Below are 21,826 nucleotides of genomic sequence, written 5' to 3' on the forward strand. Positions count from 1 at the left end.
CGTCCCGTACGACTGCTGCGTCTGTCGTGCGGCGGTGCTGTGATCGCCGCGTGTTCAGACTGCCGTCGTCGGGCCGAGCCCGCTGAGCCCTGTGCACTACCCGCCGGTTGTGGACAACTCCGTCACCCGACGGGGTGAACCACCCGCACAGGGGCCGCCTCTCACCCCACCGGGGCCGCCCCCAGCACCCGCCCGTACTGCTCCCGCACCTCCCGGTACCGCAGCAGCTCGGCGGCCACCGGATCCAGCACCCGCGCCCGGCCGCACCCGGCGGCGGCCTCCCGCAGCCGCCGTTCCGCCTCGTGGCCGTACCGCCGGGCCGGACCGCGGGCGGCCAGTCGACAGCCCCACTCGACGGCCGGGCCGCCGACGATGCCGGTCACCATCAGCAGCACCGGCACCCCGAGATTCGGTGTCATGAAGCCAATGATCTGCCCCAACAGCCACAATCCGCCGATGACTTGGAGGAGGGTCATGGACGCCTGAGCGAGCACCGCGGCGGGCCACCAGCCCGGCCGCGGCGGCCGCCCCGTCGGCGCCCCGACCCGCACCGCCAGCTCGTCCAGCGCCTCGGGCAGCCCCTGCGCCCCGCGTACGGCCGCCTCACGCACCGCCTGGGCCCAGGGCGTGGGCAACCCCGCCGCGGCACGCTCGGACAACGTACGCACTGCCTGCTCGACGCGCTGTCGGGCGGTGGACTCCTCGTCCACGGGCGCCGCCAGGGCGAGCCGCCCCGTGGGGGGTTCGCTCCGGTCCTGGTACCACCGCCACAGCCGTAGCCAGGGGGTGCCGCACGCGCGGTTGGCGTGGCGCAGCCAGACGCGTTCGGCGGCCTCGCCCGCCGCGGTGGCGCCGACGGCGTCCGCAAGCCGCGCGGCGAAGTCGTCCCGGGCCTGCTCGCTGAGCCCCGTACGCCGCTGGTTCGCGTACACCGGCCACAGCCGCGCGGCCGCCGCGTCCAGATCGGCTCGCACCCGGCGGGCGGGCGCGCCCCGCTCGGCCACGAACTGCTCCAGCGCGTCGCGCAGTTCCCCCACCCCGTCCCCGGTGAACGCGGACAGCGCGAGCACGGTGGCGCCCGGTTCGCCGTGCTCGCCCAGCGCGATCCCGTCCTCGTCGAGCAGTCGCCGCAGGTCGTCGAGCACCTGGTGGGCGGCCTCACCGGGCAGCCGGTCCACCTGGTTGAGGACGACGAACATGACCTCCGCGTGACCGGCCAGGGGCCTCAGATAGCGCTCGTGGAGGACGGCGTCGGCGTACTTCTCCGGGTCGACGACCCAGATGACCGCGTCCACGAGCGCCAGGATCCGGTCGACCTGCTCCCGGTGCTGCACCGCCGCCGAGTCGTGGTCGGGCAGATCCACCAGCACGAGGCCGCGCAACCTGGCCTCCGCCTCCGGGCTCTGCATCGGCCGCCGCCGCAGCCGACCCGGAATGCCCAGCCGGTCGATGAGACTCGCCGCGCCGTCGCTCCAGCTGCACGCGATGGGCGCGGCCGTGGTGGGCCGCCGTACGCCCGTCTCCGAGATCGCCACCCCCGCGAGCGCGTTGAACAGCGTCGACTTGCCGCTGCCGGTGGCGCCCGCGATGGCGACGACCGTGTGCTGCCCCGAGAGCCTGCGCCGTGCCGCGGCCTCGTCCAGAACCCGTCCGGCCTCCGCCAGGGTCGTACTGTCCAGCCGCGTACGGGACTGCCCCACCAGCTCCCGCAGCGCGTCGAGCCGCGACCTCAGGCGCCCGTCGTACGCGAGCGGGGTGACCGTCTGCGCCGCCGAAGCCCTGCTCTCCACGCCCGGAACCCGCTCGGCGGCACTCGTCTCGGTGGCCCGCCGGGCGATGAGCCCGTCGTCCCACGGGTCGCCCGAGTCCGTACCAGCGGACGGATCCCCGGAAGTGCCGGCGCCGGAACGGTCGGGCACGCGCGCGTGGACGTCGTTCCCGCCCATCGAACGCTGCTCGCCGTTCGATCGCTGCTCGCGGCTCGGGAGGGCCGGTGGACCTGCGGTCCGGTCCCGCGCCTCGCTCCTCTCGGAACGCCGGCTCTCGGCACTCCCCGACGGCCCCCCGTCCGGGTTCGCCGGGCGCCCTTCTTCGGCAGCGGCCTCCAAGGAGAAGCCCCTCCCCCCATCGTCACGCCTCCTGTCGGCCTTCCTGTCGGCCCCCGTGTCGTCACCCGTCTCGGGGACGTCGTCTCCGGTCTGATCCGTGTGGTCAGCGACGGCGGTCACGGCGGTCACCTCTCCTTCTGCAGTACGGACAGGGCGGCGATGAGTTCGGCCTGTGGTTCGGGGTGCACGTCGAGTGCGTCGAGCGGGGCGAGACGGCGTTCGCGCTCGGTGTCGAGGGCCCGGTCGAGGTACTCGGTGAGCAGCCGTCCGCCCCGGTCGCGCAGCCGCAGCGCGCCGTGCGCCCCGATCCGTTCGGCGAGCCCCTCCCCCGCGGACCGGGCCCGCCGGCCGCCCAACAGGGCGGTGGCGCCCAGGGCGGCCACCGCCTCCACGTCCGGCGCGACACTCCGGTCGAGGCCACGCACCTCTTCCTCGGCGTACTCCTCAAGGACGCGCCGCCAGCGTCGTACGGTCATCCCGATCCGGTGCTCGACGCTCTCCCGCGTGGCGTCACGTTCCGTCAGCCCGGCGGCCACGGCGGCCGGTTCACGGCGCCAGGCCTCGCCGATCCGCTCGTCGGCGGCGGTGACGGCGCACAGCAGCAGGGTGCCGAGGCTTTCGGCCAGTGCGTCGAGCAGTTCACCGGCGGTGCAGTCGAGGGGATAGCTGCGCCACCGCTTGAGGGCGTCCCCCGCGAGTACGGCCCCCGACTGCAGACGCCCCTTCACGCGCGCGTGCTCGCTGTCGTACGCCGTGTCGACGGCGGTGGTGAGCCGCAGGGCGGCGGAGTACTGCTGGGCCGCCGCGCTCGCCAGCTCGGGCATCCGGGACCTCAGCGAGTCGAGAACCCCGTGCGCGGTGCGGGCCACGGCCTCGTGCCGGACTGCCGGATCGGTCGCCTGCTGGACGAGCCAGGCCCGTAGCGATGCGACGGCGGTGCCCGGCAGCAGCCCGCCGCCCCACGCGGACTCGGGCAGCTCGGGCACGGTGAACCGGGGCACGTCACCGAGCCCGGCCTTGGTCAGCAGCGCCCCGTACTGCCGGGAAACCTCGGACACCACCTGGTGGGGCACCCGGTCGAGCACGGTCACCAGGGTCGCCCGGTGTTCCTTCGCGGACCGCAGCAGATGCCACGGCACGGCGTCGGCGTAGCGGGATGCCGTGGTGACCATCACCCAGATGTCGGCGGCGCAGATGAGTTCGGCGGCGAGGACGCGGTTGTCGGCGTCCAGGGAATCGACGTCGGGCGCGTCGAGGAGGGCGAGCCCGGGCGGAAGGCTGTCGGCGGTCTCGATGCGCAGAATGCGCTCGCTCCCCTTGCCGCCACCCTTGCCCCCGCCCGGCGGGAACGACTCGTCGCCCGGATCCTGACCGGGCTCCTGCTGAGGTACCCACGCTCGGGTGAGGTTGGGCAGCACGCGCATGCCACTGAACCAATGATGGTCCTCGGGATGGCAGATCAGTACGGGCGTGCGGGTCGTCGGCCGCAGCACGCCGGCCTCACTGACCTTCCGCCCCACCAGGGAGTTGACGAGAGTGGACTTGCCGGCTCCGGTCGACCCCCCGACAACGGCCAGCAACGGCGCTTCGGGTTGCCGCAACCGGGGCACCAAGTAGTCGTCGAGTTGCGCGAGTAGTTCGTCGCGGTCGGCACGCGCGCGCGGGGCTCCTGCCAGGGGCAGCGGGAAGCGCGCGGCGGCGACACGGTCGCGCAGGGTGGATAGCGCGTCGAGCAGCTGGGGCCGTACGTCCAAGGTCACCACATGCGAAGAATGCCCAATTTTGTGGACATTCTGAAGCATATAAGTACGCCTGCGCGCCGACAGGACACACGGGACGGAGGGGACGAGAGGGGCGCAGGCATAACGAGTGCACAACACCCGGGGCCCGAGGCGCCAAAAGAGGTGCACGATTCGTACCTGCCTGCGATTATCAGGACCGCTTCACCGAACCTCCACATTGAGCCACGGAGGCGAAGCAACAGGGACAAGGACTCGGGAGCCCTATCCTTGTCCCCGGCAACGTCACGGATCAGCCCACACCCGGGCACCACGACAGAGGCCACCACACCGGCCCCCGTAGCTCAGTGGATAGAGCAGGCGCCTTCTAAGCGCTTGGCCGCAGGTTCGAGTCCTGCCGGGGGCGCAAGTCTCCACCCTCCCTTTGGGAGGGTTTTTTGCTGGTCACAGCGGGTATCGCTCGCAACGACAAAGCCCCGGGACACTCCCCCGACGATCAAGGGGAGGGTCCGGGGCTGTCCGGCTGTCACCGGGTTTTCGCGGGTGACCCTGTCGAATACGTGTCGAAATTCTTGGCGAGAAGCCTCAGTCTCCGTCGGCCGGCTCGGGCAGGTCTCCAGCGGCCTCCAGGCGCCTTTTCAGGTCAGGCAGCTGACCCTCGACGCACCGTGCGTATGTGGCCAGCAGGACCGGCACGCTGTTCCCGGCCCATTCGGCCACCTGGGCGGGTGGAATTCCGTCATTGAGCCACTTCGTGAGGCGCGTGTGCCGGTTGTCGTACACCCGCCTCCCTGTGGGCGAGTCGAAGACGTGCGGGAGCAGGACGGCCTTGCGGGCGCTGCGCCACGCCCGGCGGATGACCGAGCCCGCGAGAATGCCGCCCGTCTCTCCCTGGAACAGCAGATCCCCTGGCTTGAGTTGTTCGTCCTCGATGTGCTGCCGCAGGATGCGCGTCAGGGCGGGATGCCCTGGCACGGTGCGCGTCTCGCCCTCGACACGGCCCTTCAGGTCGCGTTCCTCGTGGATCTCTCCGGTGTCGGTCCACTGCTTGCCGACCTCCGGAGTCGCCGTGTGGATCAGCAGCTCGCACCACTGGTCCCCGCCGTCGGGTCCTGGCAGCGTCACGTCCTGCACTCGCATGGCTATGGCTTCCTCCGGTCGCAGAGCGCAGTAGTACAGCGTGGCGAAGAACGCGTGCAGTCGCTGTCCTCCACGCGGCCTGTTCCGGATCCAGCCGAGGAGTGCCGCCGCCTGGTCCGCGTTCAGCAACGACCGCTTGTCCACGGCGTTGCTGGTCTTGGCGACAGCCGTCGACTCCTTCCCCCTTGGGGAGGGGATTGGTCCGCTGTCAATCCCCTGGTTCTGTAGAGACTTTGGTTATGCGGTCTGATCTTTCTGGCCGTGTCGCTCGCGCGCTTCGGCGATGATTCTTTCGAACTCCTCGGGCGGTGGGCCGCCGGCCGCGCTGTGCCTTCGTCGCGGGTTGTAGAACCCAGTGACCCATGTGGCGATCTTCAGGCGGGCCTCGGTCCGGGTCGCGAATTGCCGGCGGTGGATGTACTCGACCTTGATCAGCGAGTTGAAACTCTCCGCGGCGGCATTGTCCAGAGCGGACCCCACCCGTCCCATGGACTGCACCACGCCCAGGCGGTCACAGAGCTTGTTGTACGCCTCGGACGTGTACTCCGCGCCGCGGTCGCTGTGGAAGATCGTCGCGGCCAAGCTCCACCTCTCGGAGTCCACGGTCCGCAACTACCTCTCCTCCGCGATCGGCAAGACAGGCACCCGCAACCGGATGGAGGCGATGCGGGAGGCGGCGGCAGCAGGGGTGGTTGTGACCCTGCTGCCGCGGTGGGGGTGGTGACCCCTGCTGCCGCGGTGGGGGTGGTGACCCCTGCTGCCGCGGTGGGGGTGGTGACCCCTGCCGCCGCCCTGCCGGCATCGCTCACCTCACCCCGTGACCTCCGCCTTCTCGTAGTTCACTCCGTCCGGTCCCAGGCACACGAACCAGTCCTTCGGGGAGCCGTCCACCTCGCGGATCAGGTTCTTGAAGTCGCCGGCCCCCGCAGCGGCCCGTTCCACCCGGGTCTTCGTGCCGTCGTCCCAGGTGCAGGTGACCTCCTGGACGGTCCGGGCGACCTGGCCGATCACCAGGCGCTGCGGGGCGTCGACCCGGTCGGTGTCCAACGGCCTCGGGTACGCCTCGAGCCCCTTGCCCGCGACCACGTCGTCCTTCTTGACTGCTCTCAGGATCACCGTCGACGGCTTGCCCTCCACGGTCAGGTGCACGAAGTGCCAGCTCCTGCCCACCAGGTCCGAGGCCTTCTCCACCTTGACCGGCTCCTCCCCGTACAGGGCCATCTCGGCGAGCTGGGCGCGTGCCTTCGCCGTGGTCTTCGGCGCGGTCCAGACGGCGGCGTCGACCTTCCACTTCCTGCCGTGGTCCGTGCCCCTGGCCAGAGTCGTCACCCGCCGTTCGGGCGTCTGCTTCGCCATCCCCGCCGAGGGCCGCGCGGCCACCTGCCCCGCCCCGTGCCCGCCGCCCGTGCCTCCCGCCAGCGCCAGCGTCGTCCCCGTGGACCCCGCGATCACCGCCGCGGCCGCGGCGGCCACCGCCCAGCGGCGCGTCTTGCGGCGCCTCCCTCCCCGTACCACCGCCTGATAGGGGGCCGCGCCGACCTCGACCTCGTCCGCCGCGTCCGCCAGCAGGAGGGCGATGTCCGTGTGCGCCTCGTCGTACGTCATGTCGTGGTTCGTCTCCCTGTCCCCGCTCATCACTTCCGCCCTCCGCTCGTGAGTGCCTCGGCCAGTCCCGGCAGGGCGCGGAGCTTCGCGATCCCCCGCGCCGTGTTGCTTTTCACCGTGCCGACGCTGCATCCCATGGCCTCCGCCGCCTGCGCCTCACTCAGGTCCTCCCAGTACCGCAGGACCACCGCCTCCCGCTGGCGCGCGGGCAGTGCGGCGAGCACCGTCAGCAGCGCGCCGCGGTCGTCAGACCGCGCGATGCGGTCGTCGGCGTCGGGCAGCTCGTGGGTGAGGCCCGAGTGGTCCTTCGGCGCCAGGAACTCCTTGAGACGTCTGCGGTGCCTGCGGGCGTGCGCGTTGATCATCACGCGCCGTATGTACGCGTCGGGGTCGTCGGCCGCGCCGACCCTGCGCCAGGCCGCATAGGCCCGTTCGAGCGTCGACTGGACCAGGTCCTCCGCGGCATGCTGCTCCCCCGTGAGCAGGAATGCCGTGCGCAGCAACCGTGGCCAGCGGCCGACGACGAAGCTCTGGAACTCCGCGTCCCGAGCCTCTTTCCGATCCAACATGGTCACCTCCTAGATGGTTGAAGGAGTCCATGAGGATCGGATTTCGTTGCACCGCCGCGCGGAGGATTTTCTTCGAGCCTCGGGCCCGGAGATTGTGCGGCAGGCCCGCGCGGCCGTGGCCTCACGCCTGCCGCACCGGCACCTTCCGCGGCAGCCACAGCAGCATCTGTCAATCCCCTGGTTCTGTAGAGACTTTGGTTATGCGGTCTGATCTTTCTGGCCGTGTCGCTCGCGCGCTTCGGCGATGGTTCTTTCGAACTCCTCGGGCGGTGGGCCGCCGGCCGCGCTGTGCCTTCGTCGCGGGTTGTAGAACCCAGTGACCCATGTGGCGATCTTCAGGCGGGCCTCGGTCCGGGTCGCGAATTGTCGGCGGTGGATGTACTCGACCTTGATCAGCGAGTTGAAACTCTCCGCGGCGGCATTGTCCAGAGCGGACCCCACCCGTCCCATGGACTGCACCACGCCCAGGCGGTCACAGAGCTTGTTGTACGCCTCGGACGTGTACTCCGCGCCGCGGTCGCTGTGGAAGATCGTCCCATCCAGGCTGCCGCCACGTGTCACGGCCGCCATCTTCAACGACGCCCCGGCCAGGGCCGCGTCGTGATGCTCGCCCATCGCGTAGCCGAGACAGCGCCGCGAGAACGCGTCGATGACCGTCGCCAAGTAGATCTTGCCCTCGCCGGTCTCGATCTCGGTCATGTGCCGTACCACAGCAGATCCGGAGCGACGGCGTCGAACCGACGACGCACCAGGTCAGGGGCGGCTTTCCGCTTGCCCTGCCGGGTCAGTGACTTCCGCCGACGCGGGGGGTGCGCCCCTGTAGGCCGAGCTCGGCCATGATCTCGGCGACGGTGTTCACCGACACCTGCCAGCCCTCCTCCCACAAATCCAGCGTGATCCTCGGCGACCCGTATGTCTCGCCCGACGCGCGGAAGGAGTACCTGATCCTTTCCTCCAGCTTCACGCGCCTGACCTCACGGTCCGTCGGCTCCGCGGAACGTCGCCGCCATTCGTAGAACCACACCTCGCTCACCCCGAGCAGGCGACAGGACATCCGATGGGGCACGTTGTGCTCGGCTCTCTGGCGACCGATGAAGGCGACCAGCGCCTCCGGTTCGTTCTCGGTCACTTCACCCAGAGAGCCATGGCACGCTTGAAGACATCACGCTCTATCGCAACTTCCTTGATCCGCTTGCGGTTCTCCACGCTCTCCCGGCGCAGCCGCACGAGCTCCTCGCGTTCCAGCTCGCCCATCGTCCCGTCCCCGCCGGCCCTCCGGGCCCGCGCCACCCAGCTGCCCAGCTGCCCAGCTGCCCAGCTGCCCAGCTGCCCAGGGTGGTCTCCTTGATCCCGAGATCGGCCGCTACCTGCGCGATCGTCTTCCCCGTCCCAGTCACGATCCGCACAGCCCCCTCACGGAACTCGGCATCGTACGACTGTCGCTTCTCCGCCATGACTCTCAACTTCCCCTGCAGTCACAGCCTCAACGCTACGAGGGGAAGGTCACTCGTCGTCCTCCCCGAGGGAGGGCCACACGCCGGGGCGGCGTCGTGAACCGCATGGCCTCGATCGGCATCACCGTCGGCCACGCCGTGGAGCAGCCGGAGCCACGGCAGGCGACCGTCGAGGAGGCGTCACTACTCGGCATCCAGAAGGCCGCGCTCGTCACGCACATCCGACGGACGTACTACAGCGACCAGGGGCAGCCCGTGGAGACAGCGGACATCGTTGTGCCCGCCGCGCACTGCGAGATCGTCTATGAGATCCCGATCAACCGGTAGCGCTGTGAGCGCGTAGGTTCACCGGCGGGTGGTCGTGGCGGTCGGAGGTCTACTTGTCGCGCAAGGTCTCGATTTCGGCTGCCAGCACTGCCATGTCGCGCACGTGTGTGTAGTACTTGGCCCCGTACTCGTCGCCGATCGCGGGAAGTACCTTTTCGAACGCCGCTGTGAGCCTGCTCAAGCCAGCGCGACGCCGCTCATCGAGCGGGCCTTCGAGGACAACGGCCGCGTAGGCGTAGGAGTCCGCATCGAGCAGCACCATGTCCCGACCTTCGATGGAAAGGCCGCGGAAGCCCGGAGGGAACGGCGCGGCCATATGCTCGGCCATCATCTGTGCCAGCGCGTCCAGCCTCTCTTCGAACATGCGGGAGATCATGCCAGGCACGGGTGCGTCGAGGCGCGACTCCACCTCAACCCGGTGAACCCATGCGGTCTCCAGCACTAGTGTGCGCCGCATGACCAACGACGCCCCGGCCTGCCCCGATTGCGGCCGGCTCATGGAGTTCGGCGGCCTCCTACTGTCCAGGCGGGAGGACGACGGCCGGCGGGTCTGCCGGTCGCTGTGGAGATGTGCCGGTCGGCATGTCTGGTGGAACTGGGCCGACCGGCCGGAGGAGCCGTTGGAGGCCTGCCCAGTGCCGCAGCTGTTCCGCTGACATCCAAGTGCGCCCGGGATGCGTGGACGTAGCCGAAGCGCGTTCGTATCCTCCTCGGTCGAATGCGTGTCGAAGTCGCCGAACGTCCGGAGTCGGTGCCCGGAAAGGGCCAGGTCAGACCCGCTCACCCAGTGGTCCGCTCAAGCGCCTTCTAAGCGCTTGGCCGCAGGTTCGAGTCCTGCCGGGGCGCCACACGGGTTCCGACCAGGGAACATCCCGGCAGACACATTCCCCTCGGGGCCGCGACACCCAGCCGGGACGGCAGAGGGCAGTATGGCGAGAACCAGCCTCAGATCATGGGGCACTCAGGGGCAACCGCGACTCTGAACGCGCGGACACGCACGCCCTGCACCGCTCCTTCCGGTGACACCACCTCCACCGCGAGCGTCTCGCGGTGGAGCCGCTCCCTCTCCCCGCCCCGCCCCGAGAGCCGTCCGCGAAGCCTTCGGCACGGGAGCCCGTGGGCGAGGGCTACGAGGCGGGTGGCCGCGGGGCGGGGGCGGCCCGGAAGATGACGGTCACCAGCCCCAACCCGATCGCCCCACCCACCAGTTGAGCCCCCACGAAACCGGCGACCGACCCCGGCGCGATTCCCGCGAAGGTGTCGGTGAAGGCTCGGCCCACCGTCACCGCCGGGTTCGCGAAGGACGTGGATGAGGTGAACCAGTACGCCGAACCGATGTACGACGCCACCGCCACCGGTGCGAACCTCAGTCGCCCGGTGCGGGCGAGGCCGAAGATCAACAGCACCAGACCGGCCGTGGCGACCGCTTCGGCCAGCAGCAGATGCCCGGCCGCACGCTCATGCGTGGACCACTTCACCAGGGGCTCCGCGAACATCGCGTCCGCCAGCACGGCCCCGGCGACCGCCCCGACAGTCTGAGCGGAGACGTACGCGGCCACCTCGCGGCCCATGACACCCGTGGCACCCTCGACTCCGGCCGCCCCCGCGGCCTCCGGGTCCCCCACACCGCCGCTCCGCCGCTCCGTCCACCACTCGGCCAAGGTCACGACCGGGTTGAAGTGCGCGCCGGAAACCGGCCCGAGCAGGACGATGAGCACCCCCAGCCCGAAGACGGTGGCGAGGGAATTCGCCAGCAACTGCACCCCGACGTCACGCGTCAGTCCGGTGGCCTGGATACCGGACCCGACGACCACCGTCACCAGCGCCGCCGTACCGACGAACTCGGCGGCGACACGCGCCCCCAACGGCGTACGCACGGACCCAACGGCAACCGGAACGGCCCCGGTGGTGCTCTCCTCGATGGCAGTCATCAGGACTCCTCGGCGTGGACCGGCGACGCCGGTCAGGAACAGGACCGCTTCACGTCGTTCTCGGCCGTGACCCGCGCGGCCTCGGCCAGTTCGGCGAACCCGCCCGCGAGGGAGGCGAGGACCTCCGGCCGGAGCCGGTAGTACGTCCACCGCCCGCACGGTTCCGTCTCCACGATCCCGGCCTCGCGCAGCACCTTCAGGTGGTTGGAGAGGTTGGTCTGTCTGGCGCCCGTCTCCTCCACGAGGTGAGTCGTGCAGAGGGTCTCGTGCGCGAGCAGGGTGACGATCCGGAGGCGAAGCGGGTCGGCCAGCACCCGGATCAGCTCCCGAACCGGATCCGGCAGCGGGTCCCGGCTCCGACCTCGAGTTGCATCACTGTCGACTGACTTCAGCATGCGCTGATATTGTCACAACACCTCAGTCCGAAGCGAGCCGCCCCGCAAGGGAAGCCAGCGAAGGAAGCAACGCCACCCATGACCTCCCCCATCGCCTCCGTGCTCTTCGTCTGCGTCCACAACGCGGGCCGCTCCCAGATGGCCGCCGGTTTCCTCCGTCACCTCGCGGGCGACCGGATCGAGGTCCGCTCGGCCGGTTCGCTCCCCGCCGACGAGGTCAACCCGGCCGCGGTCGAGGCCATGAAGGAGGTCGGCGTCGACATCGCCGGCGCCGCGCCCAAGGTGCTCACCACCGAAGCCGTCCAGGCCTCCGACTACGTCATCACCATGGGCTGCGGCGACGCCTGCCCGATCTTCCCGGGCAGGAAGTACCTCGACTGGGCGCTGGAGGACCCGGCCGGCCAGGGTGTCGAGGCGGTCCGCCCCATCCGTGACCGGATCAGGACCCGCGTCGAGGCCTTGATCTCCGAAATCGACGCCACGCCCTGATCTCGGAGAACGACACCCGGATTCCCTTGAACGGCACCCGGACGAGTCACCCTGTCCGACGGACCGGCCGCCGGGTGCCGGGTGCCGCTGCGTCGAACTCGGCGCCGACCGGTCCGCCGCGAGGGGGGGACCGCCGACCGGCCCACCCGGTCATCGCCTCCCGCAACGCCGTCATCGACCGGGAACACCCTGCTCACCGCCCCGCGCGAGGAGGGCTTCGCGGCCGTCGGCGTCGACGCCAGCGCCGTCGGTCCCCGCCGGAAGGACGCCGTGCGAGCCGCCCCACGCTCCCGTGCGGAAAGGGTGATCCCCCGGCAGACGCCGTGACCCCCGGTGCGCGGGCGCGTTGAACGGGCGTACGGCCGCGAAGAGGGGTCGTACTCACCGATCAAGAAGGAGAACGTGATGTCTCGCATCGCGAAGGCAGCCGTCGTCACGCTCGGCACGTCCGCTGTCATGCTCAGCGGCGCCGGCCTGGCCGCGGCGGACGCGGGCGCCGAGGCCAAGGCCGTCGGCTCCCCGGGTGTCCTGTCGGGCAACATCGTGCAGGTCCCCGTCAACGTGCCGGTCAACCTGTGCGGGAACACGATCAACGTCGTCGGCCTGCTGAACCCGGCCTTCGGCAACGTCTGCGTCAACAACGGCGGCGACAGCCACAAGGGCAACCACGGCCCGTCCGGCTACGGCCACTGACGGGGCCTACACCCCCGAGCGGCACAGCAGCGACAAGGCAGTGACAGGAAGCCCCCGACGGTGGGACACCGTCGGGGGCTTCCTGTCATCCCCAGAAACCTCCGCCGGTCACGCGTACCGGTACAGGTGACCGATCTCCTCCATGCTGCCCGGAGTCACGTTCCAGGGGGGCATCCGCTCATCGCGCGCGACGATCCGCCCCCGCTGCGAGTGGCCCTTCCCCAGCGGCTTGGCCGGCAGATAGCGCCCGTTCCGGTGACGCCGCTGCCAGCGCGTCCACTGCAGGTCGATGAAGGCGTGGTGCAGCCAGAAGACGGGGTCGTTGACGGAAGCGCCGCCGACCATGTGCCCGCCGACCCACCGGTGCACGCGATTGTGGTTGAGCCACGAGCCGTTGCCTGTCCCCTGCCCCCACCCTTCGAGCCGGTTGCGGAAGCCCCCGCGGGTGACCGAGTTCCAGGGGGTCTTGTCGTAGACCGGCTCGGCGAGGGCCGTGTCCAGGTCAAGGGCGGTGGGCAGGCCGACGGGGTTGCGCGGGTAGCCGAAGTCCCGGGTGAGGTACTTGATGTCCGTCAGCCCCTCCCTGATGGTCCACCTGCCCGTCCCGTACGCGAAGGGGCCGGTCATCACCCGCAGGTCGGAGCGCCGTCCGTTGCCGCCGAGCAGATCGACGGTCCACGGCACCGACGTGGTCGTACGGTCCCGGGTCCAGTCCCAGTACGGCACGGTCACCGAGTCGTCGATCCGGCGCAGCGCCTTCTCCAGCTCCAGTACGAACCGGCGGTGCCAGGGCAGGAAGGAGGGCGCCATGTGGGCCGTACGCAGACCGCCGTCGCCGTCGGAGACGTAGTGGTCGATGTGCATCCGCACGAACTCGTCGTACTCGCCACGCTGTTTGAGCTCCAGCAGCGCGGCGACGAACCGCCGCCGCTCCGTGCGTGTGAGCGTGCTGACGTCCTTACGTGTGTAGGCCATGGCCGACCGCTCCCTCCGCCTTGTCCCACACGCGCAGGCGCTGGGTGGCGCCCAGTTCCTCGACGGCGGCGCGGGTCGCCTCCAGGGCCGTCGGGTACGAGCGGTAGTGGTCGATCATGCTCAGGTATGTGCCGTCCGCGCGGCGCATGAGGTGCAGGGCGCGCCCGTCGACGGTGATGTCCCACTCGCCTGGGCCGGGCGTCCGGGCACCCAGGTAGGCCGCCTGGCCCGTGTCGGACTTCACGCCGCGGATACGGCGGCCCCGGTACGTCTCGTGGAAGTCCGCCTCCTCGGGCCGCGCCGACCGGCGGGGCCACACGGCGGCGACGACGGGGGCCACGGCCAAGGCGACGGCCGACACGCCCAGGGCGCGCAGCGCGTTGCGGCGCGTTCTGCCGCGACCGGCTTCGGGGTCCACCGTCACTCTGCTGACGAACAACACTCTCTCCTCGTCGTGTTCGATAGCGGTGCCCCCGGACGGCCGGGCCCGGGTTCGTACGCCCCCGGGCCTCGTCTCCGTGTCGCCACGGGCTCAGACGAGCCCGAGGTTCGCGGTCGGCGCCGTCCGCAGCAGCGGAGGGAGGACGGCCACCTGGGGGTCCTTCAGGCTGGGCACGCCCAGCGCAGCGGGGTCGGGCGCGGTCAGTGGGGTCTCCACGTTCAGCCCGGGGGTCAGGGTCCGCAGGTCGGCGGCGGGGGCGTCGACGCCGACCCGCTCGAAGCCCTCCCCGACGATCCGGGGCAGCGGGGTCTCGGCCTTCAGCCCCGGCAGCGCGGCGCCGAGCGGCATCTGCGGCAGGGCGCTCGCAGGCAGCAGCCGTCCCTCGACGTACTTCGGTCCTCCTTCGGGAGCGCCTGGCATGAGCAGCGGCAACTCCCCTCCCAGCTTGGGCGCCTTCACGTTCAGGGAGTGCTCCACCGCGTCGAGCGGCAGGGGGACGGGGACCGCCCCGGCCGCGGCGGCGGGAGCGGCGGAGGCGCCCACAGCGGCCGCCACACCGGTGACGACGGCGGCAAGGGTTCCTCGTGTGGTCGGCTTCATCTCGGTACGGTCCCTTTCAGGAATGGGCGGATCCAGGATCGGCGATCGTGGGAATCGACCGCATCAACCGAATCGACGGATTCGGAATCGGCGGTGCGCGAGCCGTGATCCGAGGCTCGGCGTCCGTACCGGGTGAACGATCCGGAGATCTCCCTCAGCTCAAGATTCACCCGCCTGCCGCATTAGTCCGAGAGGCCTATCGGTCCATTGGTCAGCTTGTCCAGAAGTCCCACCAACGGGTCAGGATGAGCATCCCGATCACTCCGAGGTGCACCACCGGAAGCACCCACGTGAATTCACCGAGAAAGCCCCGCAGCCAGGCCGGTGCGGGCAGGAAACCGTTGCGGACGTTGAAAGAGGCCAGGTACCAGAAAAGGACGATCGTGGCGATCCACGCCAGGCAGCACCACAGGCACAGCGAGTTGATCCGGTACAGCGACTCGAACTGCAGCCAGGTCACGAAGCCGACCCCGAACAGCGCGCCCGCGCCGAAGGTCAGCCAGTACCAGCGGGGGAAGGCCGCTCCGGCCAGCAGGCTCATGCCGACGCAGATGACGATGCCGTAGGCCACCAGGCCGAGCATCGGGTTGGGGAACCCGAAGGCGGAGGCCTGGTCGCTCTTCATGATGTTGCCGCAGGAGACCACGGGGTTGAGGCTGCACCCGGGGGTGAAGTTCGGGTCCTCCAGCAGCTTGAACTTGTCGAGCGTGATGACCCAGGACGCGAGCAGCCCGGCCGCGCCGGTGATCAGCAGCAGGATCGCGAAGGCACGGCTGCCGCCGGCCGTACGCACCGACCGCCCTGCCGGGGCGGTCATCAACCGCGCAGGCTGCGGGCCGGCAGGAGGACGTGCGCCGCGCTGGTCAGCGTCGCGGTGTCGCCCGCGAAGGCGGCGAGGGCCTCCGGCTCGACGGGCATGCCGGGCCGGGCCTCGGGCCAGGGGCGGGTTGCGAAGAGCAGGTAGGCGAAGCCTCGTGCGCCGACGGCGGCGAGCCACTCCGGCGGGGCCGGGCACTGGGCGTTGAGCTGGGGCAGCGTGATGACGGCCTGGCCCGCCTCGACGAGCAGGGTGACCGGCAGGCTGGGGTTGGCGGCGCCGTCGACGACCTTCTCACCGATGGACAGACCGAGGCTCGTCAGCAGATCCGCCACGGCGGCCGTGGAGCCCTCCGGGCCGTTCCGGCCGTCGCCCAGGGTGTAGGCCAACAGATAGGGCATGTCCCCGTCGGGGGCTTCACCACTCCACGCCATGACGACGAGCGTGCCGAGGTCGGCTGGGCGGAAAGGACGAATTTCAGCGGAAGTTGAAGTCACCGCGGAACCCTATCCACGCCCGCCAAACGACTCAGCCGTGTTTTCACCCGACCGGGCGACACACCACGACCGACCACACGAACGAGGGACACGCCTCGAACAACGTGGAATTCACCCGCCGGAGGGACCGAGGAACGCGCAGGGCCGGTGCCGCACCTTCGCGGAACCGGCCCTGCGGGGCTGCGGCGGGGACCCTCAGCCCTGGAGGGGCAGACCGCCGAGGAGCTTGCTGGGGCCGCCGGGAGAGTTGAGTGCCTTGGTCGCACCGCTCACCGTGTGGAGCACGGAGCCCTTGCTCTCCGTGTCGAGCGCGTTCGACTGGTGCTGCAACGGCGCAGGCTCGATGGGCCCCTTGAAGAGCGTGTTCACCGCACCGTTGAGGCTGGTGGGCGTGACGTCCGTGGCGTCGTAGGCAAAGGCCGGTGCGGCGGCACCGGCGATGGCCATGGACCCTGCGACGACAGCGGCGGCCTTCAGCGACTTCATCGTGTTCCTCTCCTCGGTACTGGAAGCACTGCGCCGTGTCCAACGAGCCCTCGCTCCGACGGAAACCCTTACCGGACAGGTCATATCTGACGCCGAACAACAGGTCATACGAAACAGCCGTCGGACCGACCCGGACGGCGGTCGGTCCGACGGCCGGCGGAGAGCGACGGACTCGCCCCAGTCGGTTCACCTCGGTCGGCTCGCTTCAGCCGGTGAACCGCGGTCTGCTCGCCCCAGCCGGTTCACCTCGACCTCACCCCACGGGCGGCGCCTCCGGCAACGCGTCCGTGGGAGGCGTCACCGCCGGGTCCGCCGGAGTCTGCACCGGCGGCAGGGCGGCCGGAGCGGGCAGGTTGCTGCCCAGGAGGGTGGCCGCGATGAGCTTGACCAGGCTGTTCACCACGCCGGTGACGGCGGGCAGCACCTGGGCGGGATCGCCGGAAGCGACCGCCTTGAGCAGGGTGTCGACCGCAACCTGCAGGGCGGTGAGCGCGTCGGTCACCGGGTCCGCCGCGGATCTACCGGCCGGCTGCGCGAGACCACGGTCGAACGCCGGCAGCGTGACGGCCTGCTGCGGAGCGGCCGGGACCGACGGCACCACCGGGGCTCCCGGGACCGTGGGCGTGGTCGCGGAGGGCGGGGTGCTGGGCACGGCGGGCGCGGCCGGGTCGGCCGGAAGGGCGGCCGGCGGTACGGCCGGCGGGGTCACCGGTGCCTCCGCCTTGGCCTTGGCGATGGCGTCCTGGACGGCCTTGCCCAGCTTGGCCGCCTGGTCGGCGGGGAGCCGGCCGTTGTCCGCCTTGAGCACGGCGTCGAGCAGGTCGGTCACCGGCTTCAGTACACCACCGAGGTCGCCGAGGCCCTTGAGCTGTGCCTGGAGCGCCTCCGCGTCCGCGCCGGGGACGGGGGCTGCCGACCGGGCGCGGTCACGCGCCGACTCGACGTCGGCCGCCAGGGCGGCCGGGGCGGAGACGCCGAGCAGGAGCGTGGCGCAGAGTGCGGAGACCGCGAGACGCCGTGCGGGCAGAACACGCATGGATGTTCCTTTCAATCGGTGCGAAAAATCGTCTTCTCACCGTGAAATCGATGATCGGCGTCTGCAACCGAAGGGCCCCATCTGGAGCAACACGAAGCGGCCGCCCTCCCCGTGGGGAGAACGGCCGACTCGTGTTCAACGCGCGAACCTCAGTGCGGGGACGTCAGTCCTCGAACGTCAGTCGTTGAAGCACTTGTTGCCGAACGACGGGTTCAGCAGACCGATGACGTTGATGGTGTTCCCGCACACGTTGACCGGCACGTGGACCGGAACCTGCACGACGTTGCCCGACAGCACGCCCGGGGAGTGGGCGGCGAAGCCCTTCGCCTCGCTGTCGGCGGTGGCGACGCCGGCGGTGCCCGCCACGGCTGCGGCAGCAACGGAGGTCAGGGCCAGGCCCTTCGCGATACGCGACATGGAGAGGTGCTCCTTGGAGTTGATGCATAAACACTCGGGCGGGGGTGCCCGGCGCTGAGTCAACGCGCGGCATGCACCGGGGGTTGTGCCTCCAAAGGGGTGATCTCGCAGAACGCCTGCTTCACCATTCCGACACAGTTGGCGCGTTCCGCAGATAAGTACGCATAGCGGGCTAGAGTTGCGCACCTCCCCAGGTCGCTGCGGCCCTTATCAGATCCGCAGATTTTCGGCCCTTCGACGGTCCTCGACTTTCCCCAGACAAGCACCCGAACGAGCTCCCGAAAGGGCACCGCCGGTCATGCGAATTCATCCGGGTCCTCTGCTGCGCCGCGCGATGGTGGGCTGCTGCGCCCTCGCCGCCCTCTGGGGGCCGGGCGCTCCCGCGACGGCCGCGCCGCCACCCGCACCCTCGCCCGAGGCCGAGCGCCTCGCCTTCGGGCAGCGCTACCGGGCGGTGCAGCACGGCGGGATCGTCCGCGCTGCCAACTCCTCGATCACCTGCCGTACACCGGTGACGGCAGCCCCGGCCACGGCCGCTCCGTCCACGGCGCCCGCGCCCGCGGCGCCGTCGTGCGCCGACGCGCGTGCGGGGCGTACCGCCGTCAACGACGACTTCGACATGTTCTACATCGACGTCGACCAGGACCCGAACACCTACAACTCCAGCCGGGGCGAGGTCCGGCTGCCGCCGGGCGCGCGGGTGTCGTACGCGCGGCTGTACTGGGGCGGGAACCTGCTGGTGGGTGAGCAGAAGCCGCCGAAGGACAACGGGCGCGTGCTCGTCGCGGAGCCCGGGGGCGAGTACAAGGAGGTGCTCGCGGACTCGGTGGTGGGGCATCGGGTGGCGCGGGGCGCGGACGCGTTCCAGGCCTCGGCGGACGTCACGGAGCTGGTGCGGTCCAGCGGTTCGGGGCTCTACACGGTGGCGCAGGTCAATGTGGCCATGGGACGTTCGGCGGCCGGGGCATGGGGCGGCTGGACGCTGATGGTGGCGTACGAGAACGCGGCGGAGCCGCTGCGGCACCTGGCGATGTGGGACGGCTTCGACACACTCACGCAGGGCGGGGAGCAGCGCGTCCGGCTGAACGGAATGGCGCTGCCCGAGCGCGCGCGCGGGACCGTGGGCCTGGTCGCCTACAACGGCGATCGGGGGAGCCGGGGTGATTCGCTCACCGTTTCGACCGGGCAGGGCCCGGCCGTCGCGCTCGGCGACGCGGCCAACCCACGTGACGACGTACTGAATTCAACGATCAGCGAACCGGGGCCGCGCATCTCGGGGCGTACACCGGCGTACTCGAACACGCTCGGATACGACTCGGATGTTCTCGAACTGGGCGATGAAATCCGGCGTGGCGGTGACCAGTTGGCCTTCCGGATCGTTTCGCAGCGGGACGCGGCTTGGGTCGGGGCGCTCTTCGTCGCCGTCGACGCCAAGCCGTGACGCGCGCCGCCCGGCGCCGCCTCTGAGCAAGGAACCCGCATGCAACTGTCACCATCCGACCCTCCGTCGCGGGTCCTGCATCTCACCCAGCCGGTCGACGGCGGCGTGGCCCGTGTCGTGACGGACCTGGTGCGGGCTCAGCTCGCCGACGGCCTGCACGCCACGGTGGCCTGCCCCGACGGCCCGCTCGCCCCGGGCCTGCGCGCGCTCGGCGCGGACGTACGGCACTGGGCGGCCACCCGGTCGCCGGGGCCCACCCTCGTGTCCGAGGTGCGCCGGCTGCGGCGGATCCTCGACGACGTACGGCCCGACCTGGTGCACGCGCACAGCGCGAAGGCCGGGCTGGCGGGCCGGCTAGCCGTGCGGGGGCGCGTACCGACCGTGTTCCAGCCGCACGCCTGGTCGTTCGAGGCGGTGGGCGGCGCGATGGCGGCGCTGGCGCTCGGATGGGAGCGAACGGGGGCGCGCTGGGCCGCGCGGGTGGTGTGCGTCAGCGAGGCCGAACGGGTCACCGGGGAGCGGGCCGGGGTTCGGGCGCGGTGGACGGTGATCCCCAACGGGGTCGACGCGGGGCGCTTCCACCCCGCCGCCGTCGACGCCGTACGCGCCGGGATCCCGCTGCTCTCCGGGGTCGATCCGGCCGCACCGCTGGTGGTGTGCGTGGGACGGCTGTGCCGGCAGAAGGGGCAGGACGTGCTCCTCGCGGCGTGGGACTCGGTGCTGCGGCGGGTGCCGGGGGCGCGTCTGGTGTTGGTCGGGGACGGGCCGGAGGGCGAGCGGCTGCGGGCCCTGGCCCCCGAGGGTGTGCTGTTCGCCGGGGGTGTCGCGGACGCGGTGCCCTGGTACCAGGCCGCCGATCTGGTCGTACTGCCGTCGCGGTGGGAGGGCATGGCGCTGGCGCCGCTGGAGGCCATGGCGTGCGGGCGGCCGGTCGTGCTCACCGATGTGGACGGGGCCCGCGAGAGTCTGCCGCCCGGCCAGGAGCCGGTGCCCGTCGAGGACCCCGCCGCGCTCGCCGGGGCCGTCGCCCGTCTGCTGTGCGATCCGCTGCTGCGCGAGTCGCTCGGCCACCAGGGCCGCCATCACGTACTGACCACGCACGACGTGCGGCACACGAACGAGGCCGTCGCGGGCGTGTACCGCGAACTGCTCGGCGGTGCGGACGGCCGGCGCGGGAAAGCCACCGAGTGCAGGGAGTCCATCCACACGTGACTGCGGAACGTACGGAAAGTACCGTTGCCTCCCCCGGTGGACAGCAACGCGAGTTCGGCGGCTCGTCCGTCTCGGTGGTCCCGCCGCGCGGGACCGTCGGCGGCCTGGCCCTCCCGTCCGGGCGGCGCCCCGTCGCCCGGCCTCCCTCGGGACTGCCGCTGCTCACGGTGGACGGCGGCGCGGCCCTGCTCGCGGTGCTGGCGCTCACCGGCGACACGACTCCCGGGCGGCCGCTGATGGCCGCCGTCCTGGCACTGGCCGTGGTGCTGCTGAACACCCGGGCGCGCCTCTACCGGCCGCCCGCCGTGCCCGCCGTGCTCGACGAACTGCCTGCCGTGTGCGGGCGGATCGTGCTCGGCTGGTGCGTGCTCGGCGCCGGTGTGGCCGCGCACTCCCCCGACCACGCGCTCGCCGCCCACGAACTGGCCCTCGGCTGCGCCCTGCAGTCGGCGGCGGCCTGTGTCGGCCGGGGCACGGTGCACTGGCACCGACGCCGGGCACTCGTCAGACGTCCCGGCGCGGCCCTGGTGGTGGGCCCGGCGGCGACCGCGCAGCGCGTGGCCGCCGCGTTCCTGCGCCACCCGGGGTGCGGCATCCGGCCCGTCGGTGTGGTCGCGGACCATGCGGCCGGGACCGAGGGCCTGCCCGTGCTGACCACCACCGAGGAGGTGCGGCGGGCGGCCGTCCAGAACGGCGTCCAGGCCGTGCTCGTCGTCGGCTCCCGCGTCGAGCGCGCCTCGCTGCTCCAGACGTTGGAGGACGGCGGCTGTGCTCTGTGGGAGGTGGACGCCGAGTCCCCCTCGTACGACCGGGACGGTTCGACCGAGCTGCTCGCCGGGTTCGCCTGCCGTCGGCTGGAACTGACCAGGACGCACGAAGCCTTCGGCAAGCGACTGCTGGACGTGACCGTGTCCGGGGCGCTGCTGCTGCTGGTGAGCCCGCTGCTGCTGGTGTGCGCGGTGGCGCTGCGGATGGGCGACGGGCCCGGGGTGGTGTTCCGGCAGGAGCGGATCGGGCGGGACGGGCTGCCGTTCACGCTGCTGAAGTTCCGCACCCACCGCCCGGCCGACGCGCACGAGGCGGCGACCCGGTGGAGCGTGGCGAACGAGCAGGAGATGGGCTGGTTCTGCCGCTTCCTGCGGCGCAGCTCGCTGGACGAACTGCTGCAGCTGTGGAACGTGCTGCGCGGCGACATGAGCCTGGTCGGCCCGCGCCCCGAACGGCCCTACTTCGTGGCCAAGTTCGGGCAGACCTACGCGGGTTACGCGGCACGGCACCGGATGCGGACCGGGATCACCGGGCTGGCCCAGGTCACCGGGTTGCGCGGCGACACCTCCATCGAGGACCGGGCCCGCTTCGACAACGCCTACATCGACAACTGGTCGCTGTGGCAGGACTTCTGCATCCTCGTGCGCACTGCCGCCGCGCTCGTCCGTCCGACGGGAAGCTGACC

Annotated in this window: 25 protein-coding genes, 1 tRNA gene and 3 pseudogenes; 8 read left to right on the top strand and 21 right to left on the bottom strand. The window is 71.2% G+C overall.

Going from position 1 to position 21,826, the window contains the following annotated elements; all coding sequences use genetic code 11:
• Positions 1–161 precede the first annotated feature (161 nt).
• Positions 162–1,946 carry a GTPase gene (locus OG858_RS15960; protein ID WP_408059407.1) on the bottom strand — a complete coding sequence of 595 codons (1,785 nt, stop codon included), beginning with the start codon at positions 1,944–1,946 and terminating at the stop codon, positions 162–164.
• 287 nt (positions 1,947–2,233) lie between these two features.
• Positions 2,234–3,871, bottom strand: coding sequence for a dynamin family protein (locus OG858_RS15965; protein WP_179200922.1), 1,638 nt, complete (start codon positions 3,869–3,871; stop codon positions 2,234–2,236).
• Positions 3,872–4,180: 309 nt separating this feature from the next.
• Here OG858_RS15965 and OG858_RS15970 point away from each other — a divergent pair.
• Positions 4,181–4,253, top strand: a tRNA-Arg gene (locus OG858_RS15970).
• A 179-nt stretch (positions 4,254–4,432) separates the two neighbouring features.
• On the opposite strand, the gene OG858_RS15975 is transcribed toward OG858_RS15970, so the two are convergent.
• Positions 4,433–5,131 carry a tyrosine-type recombinase/integrase gene (locus OG858_RS15975; RefSeq protein ID WP_256960341.1) on the bottom strand — a complete coding sequence of 233 codons (699 nt, stop codon included), beginning with the start codon at positions 5,129–5,131 and terminating at the stop codon, positions 4,433–4,435.
• Between the two features lie 93 nt (positions 5,132–5,224).
• Positions 5,225–5,488, bottom strand: coding sequence for an integrase core domain-containing protein (locus OG858_RS15980; protein WP_319064846.1), 264 nt, complete (start codon positions 5,486–5,488; stop codon positions 5,225–5,227).
• A gap of 73 nt (positions 5,489–5,561) precedes the next feature.
• On the opposite strand from OG858_RS15980, the pseudogene OG858_RS15985 reads away from it, so the two are divergent.
• A pseudogene (locus OG858_RS15985) lies at positions 5,562–5,685 on the top strand (response regulator transcription factor); the annotation flags it as partial.
• Positions 5,686–5,797: 112 nt separating this feature from the next.
• Here the strand turns inward: OG858_RS15985 and OG858_RS15990 are convergent.
• The 6 genes and pseudogenes from OG858_RS15990 to OG858_RS16015 form a co-directional block, all read right to left on the bottom strand.
• Positions 5,798–6,622 (bottom strand): hypothetical protein, encoded by an 825-nt coding sequence (locus OG858_RS15990; RefSeq protein WP_319064847.1) that lies wholly within the window; start codon positions 6,620–6,622, stop codon positions 5,798–5,800.
• Positions 6,622–7,161 (bottom strand): SigE family RNA polymerase sigma factor, encoded by a 540-nt coding sequence (locus OG858_RS15995; protein ID WP_086750480.1) that lies wholly within the window; start codon positions 7,159–7,161, stop codon positions 6,622–6,624. The genes OG858_RS15990 and OG858_RS15995 overlap by 1 nt, the downstream gene beginning before the upstream one ends.
• A gap of 198 nt (positions 7,162–7,359) precedes the next feature.
• Positions 7,360–7,860 carry an IS3 family transposase gene (locus tag OG858_RS16000; protein ID WP_218779644.1) on the bottom strand — a complete coding sequence of 167 codons (501 nt, stop codon included), beginning with the start codon at positions 7,858–7,860 and terminating at the stop codon, positions 7,360–7,362.
• 85 nt (positions 7,861–7,945) lie between these two features.
• A complete protein-coding gene (locus tag OG858_RS16005; RefSeq protein WP_218779643.1) occupies positions 7,946–8,290 on the bottom strand; it encodes an IS3 family transposase in 345 nt (114 codons plus the stop codon).
• A complete protein-coding gene (locus OG858_RS16010; RefSeq protein WP_256960684.1) occupies positions 8,287–8,415 on the bottom strand; it encodes a hypothetical protein in 129 nt (42 codons plus the stop codon). Before OG858_RS16010 ends, OG858_RS16005 begins: the two co-directional genes overlap by 4 nt.
• A 125-nt stretch (positions 8,416–8,540) precedes the next feature.
• Positions 8,541–8,615: pseudogene (locus tag OG858_RS16015) on the bottom strand (transposase); the annotation flags it as partial.
• 49 nt (positions 8,616–8,664) lie between these two features.
• Here OG858_RS16015 and OG858_RS16020 point away from each other — a divergent pair.
• Positions 8,665–8,942: pseudogene (locus tag OG858_RS16020) on the top strand (UTRA domain-containing protein); the annotation flags it as partial.
• Between the two features lie 49 nt (positions 8,943–8,991).
• Here OG858_RS16020 and OG858_RS16025 read toward each other — a convergent pair.
• The 3 genes from OG858_RS16025 to OG858_RS16035 form a co-directional block, all read right to left on the bottom strand.
• On the bottom strand, positions 8,992–9,441 hold the full coding sequence (locus tag OG858_RS16025) for a hypothetical protein (RefSeq protein WP_327724068.1): 450 nt from the start codon (positions 9,439–9,441) through the stop codon (positions 8,992–8,994).
• A 628-nt stretch (positions 9,442–10,069) separates the two neighbouring features.
• Entirely contained in the window at positions 10,070–10,873 is an 804-nt protein-coding gene (locus OG858_RS16030; RefSeq protein ID WP_319319796.1) for an aquaporin, read from the bottom strand.
• Positions 10,874–10,905: 32 nt separating this feature from the next.
• A complete protein-coding gene (locus OG858_RS16035; RefSeq protein ID WP_319264043.1) occupies positions 10,906–11,217 on the bottom strand; it encodes an ArsR/SmtB family transcription factor in 312 nt (103 codons plus the stop codon).
• A 129-nt stretch (positions 11,218–11,346) separates the two neighbouring features.
• Between OG858_RS16035 and OG858_RS16040 the strand changes: the two genes are divergently transcribed.
• Both OG858_RS16040 and OG858_RS16045 read left to right on the top strand, forming a co-directional pair.
• Positions 11,347–11,757 carry an arsenate reductase ArsC gene (locus OG858_RS16040; RefSeq protein WP_327724069.1) on the top strand — a complete coding sequence of 137 codons (411 nt, stop codon included), beginning with the start codon at positions 11,347–11,349 and terminating at the stop codon, positions 11,755–11,757.
• A 405-nt stretch (positions 11,758–12,162) separates the two neighbouring features.
• Positions 12,163–12,450, top strand: coding sequence for a chaplin (locus tag OG858_RS16045; protein ID WP_086750475.1), 288 nt, complete (start codon positions 12,163–12,165; stop codon positions 12,448–12,450).
• A 108-nt stretch (positions 12,451–12,558) separates the two neighbouring features.
• On the opposite strand, the gene OG858_RS16050 is transcribed toward OG858_RS16045, so the two are convergent.
• The 8 genes from OG858_RS16050 to chpG all read right to left on the bottom strand — a co-directional run bounded on the left by OG858_RS16050 (position 12,559) and on the right by chpG (position 17,720).
• Positions 12,559–13,425 carry a tyrosinase family protein gene (locus OG858_RS16050; protein WP_319263971.1) on the bottom strand — a complete coding sequence of 289 codons (867 nt, stop codon included), beginning with the start codon at positions 13,423–13,425 and terminating at the stop codon, positions 12,559–12,561.
• The gene (locus OG858_RS16055; RefSeq protein ID WP_373420899.1) at positions 13,409–13,867 is read right to left on the bottom strand and encodes a tyrosinase family oxidase copper chaperone; all 459 of its coding nucleotides are present in this window, start codon (positions 13,865–13,867) and stop codon (positions 13,409–13,411) included. Before OG858_RS16055 ends, OG858_RS16050 begins: the two co-directional genes overlap by 17 nt.
• A 90-nt stretch (positions 13,868–13,957) precedes the next feature.
• Positions 13,958–14,467 (bottom strand): hypothetical protein, encoded by a 510-nt coding sequence (locus OG858_RS16060; protein ID WP_179201363.1) that lies wholly within the window; start codon positions 14,465–14,467, stop codon positions 13,958–13,960.
• A gap of 211 nt (positions 14,468–14,678) precedes the next feature.
• Positions 14,679–15,284 carry a vitamin K epoxide reductase family protein gene (locus OG858_RS16065; protein WP_086752200.1) on the bottom strand — a complete coding sequence of 202 codons (606 nt, stop codon included), beginning with the start codon at positions 15,282–15,284 and terminating at the stop codon, positions 14,679–14,681.
• Positions 15,284–15,781: a DUF5949 family protein gene (locus OG858_RS16070; protein ID WP_086752198.1), complete on the bottom strand. Its 498-nt coding sequence runs from the start codon at positions 15,779–15,781 to the stop codon at positions 15,284–15,286. Before OG858_RS16070 ends, OG858_RS16065 begins: the two co-directional genes overlap by 1 nt.
• Positions 15,782–15,976: 195 nt before the next feature.
• Positions 15,977–16,267 (bottom strand): hypothetical protein, encoded by a 291-nt coding sequence (locus OG858_RS16075; RefSeq protein WP_046708541.1) that lies wholly within the window; start codon positions 16,265–16,267, stop codon positions 15,977–15,979.
• Positions 16,268–16,520: 253 nt separating this feature from the next.
• Positions 16,521–17,303, bottom strand: coding sequence for a hypothetical protein (locus OG858_RS16080; RefSeq protein ID WP_327724070.1), 783 nt, complete (start codon positions 17,301–17,303; stop codon positions 16,521–16,523).
• A gap of 177 nt (positions 17,304–17,480) precedes the next feature.
• On the bottom strand, positions 17,481–17,720 hold the full coding sequence (gene chpG, locus OG858_RS16085; protein ID WP_046708543.1) for a chaplin ChpG: 240 nt from the start codon (positions 17,718–17,720) through the stop codon (positions 17,481–17,483).
• A gap of 298 nt (positions 17,721–18,018) precedes the next feature.
• On the opposite strand from chpG, the gene OG858_RS16090 reads away from it, so the two are divergent.
• From OG858_RS16090 to OG858_RS16100, 3 genes are read left to right on the top strand one after another with little or no spacing between them, the layout of a single operon-like run.
• Positions 18,019–19,161 (top strand): DUF3344 domain-containing protein, encoded by a 1,143-nt coding sequence (locus OG858_RS16090; protein WP_327724071.1) that lies wholly within the window; start codon positions 18,019–18,021, stop codon positions 19,159–19,161.
• Positions 19,162–19,200: 39 nt separating this feature from the next.
• The gene (locus OG858_RS16095; RefSeq protein WP_086751789.1) at positions 19,201–20,373 is read left to right on the top strand and encodes a glycosyltransferase family 4 protein; all 1,173 of its coding nucleotides are present in this window, start codon (positions 19,201–19,203) and stop codon (positions 20,371–20,373) included.
• Entirely contained in the window at positions 20,370–21,824 is a 1,455-nt protein-coding gene (locus OG858_RS16100; protein ID WP_256960864.1) for an exopolysaccharide biosynthesis polyprenyl glycosylphosphotransferase, read from the top strand. Before OG858_RS16095 ends, OG858_RS16100 begins: the two co-directional genes overlap by 4 nt.
• Positions 21,825–21,826: the final 2 nt, after the last annotated feature.

It is taken from the genome of Streptomyces europaeiscabiei (assembly GCF_036346855.1).
Classification (GTDB): domain Bacteria; phylum Actinomycetota; class Actinomycetes; order Streptomycetales; family Streptomycetaceae; genus Streptomyces; species Streptomyces europaeiscabiei.

Excerpts from the sequence above, each read along its gene's own strand:
- OG858_RS16045 (WP_086750475.1), top strand. The coding sequence starts at position 12,163 with ATGTCTCGCATCGCGAAGGCAGCCGTCGTCACGCTCGGCACGTCCGCT.
- OG858_RS15960 (WP_408059407.1), bottom strand. The coding sequence starts at position 1,946 with ATGGGCGGGAACGACGTCCACGCGCGCGTGCCCGACCGTTCCGGCGCC.
- OG858_RS16025 (WP_327724068.1), bottom strand. The coding sequence starts at position 9,441 with ATGAGCCGGCCGCAATCGGGGCAGGCCGGGGCGTCGTTGGTCATGCGG.
- OG858_RS16065 (WP_086752200.1), bottom strand. The coding sequence starts at position 15,284 with ATGACCGCCCCGGCAGGGCGGTCGGTGCGTACGGCCGGCGGCAGCCGT.
- OG858_RS16090 (WP_327724071.1), top strand. The coding sequence starts at position 18,019 with ATGCGAATTCATCCGGGTCCTCTGCTGCGCCGCGCGATGGTGGGCTGC.
- OG858_RS16000 (WP_218779644.1), bottom strand. The coding sequence starts at position 7,860 with ATGACCGAGATCGAGACCGGCGAGGGCAAGATCTACTTGGCGACGGTC.
- OG858_RS16095 (WP_086751789.1), top strand. The coding sequence starts at position 19,201 with ATGCAACTGTCACCATCCGACCCTCCGTCGCGGGTCCTGCATCTCACC.
- OG858_RS16030 (WP_319319796.1), bottom strand. The coding sequence starts at position 10,873 with ATGACTGCCATCGAGGAGAGCACCACCGGGGCCGTTCCGGTTGCCGTT.
- chpG (WP_046708543.1), bottom strand. The coding sequence starts at position 17,720 with ATGTCGCGTATCGCGAAGGGCCTGGCCCTGACCTCCGTTGCTGCCGCA.
- OG858_RS15990 (WP_319064847.1), bottom strand. The coding sequence starts at position 6,622 with ATGAGCGGGGACAGGGAGACGAACCACGACATGACGTACGACGAGGCG.
- OG858_RS16040 (WP_327724069.1), top strand. The coding sequence starts at position 11,347 with ATGACCTCCCCCATCGCCTCCGTGCTCTTCGTCTGCGTCCACAACGCG.
- OG858_RS15995 (WP_086750480.1), bottom strand. The coding sequence starts at position 7,161 with ATGTTGGATCGGAAAGAGGCTCGGGACGCGGAGTTCCAGAGCTTCGTC.
- OG858_RS16010 (WP_256960684.1), bottom strand. The coding sequence starts at position 8,415 with ATGGGCGAGCTGGAACGCGAGGAGCTCGTGCGGCTGCGCCGGGAGAGC.
- OG858_RS16075 (WP_046708541.1), bottom strand. The coding sequence starts at position 16,267 with ATGAAGTCGCTGAAGGCCGCCGCTGTCGTCGCAGGGTCCATGGCCATC.
- OG858_RS16050 (WP_319263971.1), bottom strand. The coding sequence starts at position 13,425 with ATGGCCTACACACGTAAGGACGTCAGCACGCTCACACGCACGGAGCGG.
- OG858_RS16080 (WP_327724070.1), bottom strand. The coding sequence starts at position 17,303 with ATGCGTGTTCTGCCCGCACGGCGTCTCGCGGTCTCCGCACTCTGCGCC.
- OG858_RS16060 (WP_179201363.1), bottom strand. The coding sequence starts at position 14,467 with ATGAAGCCGACCACACGAGGAACCCTTGCCGCCGTCGTCACCGGTGTG.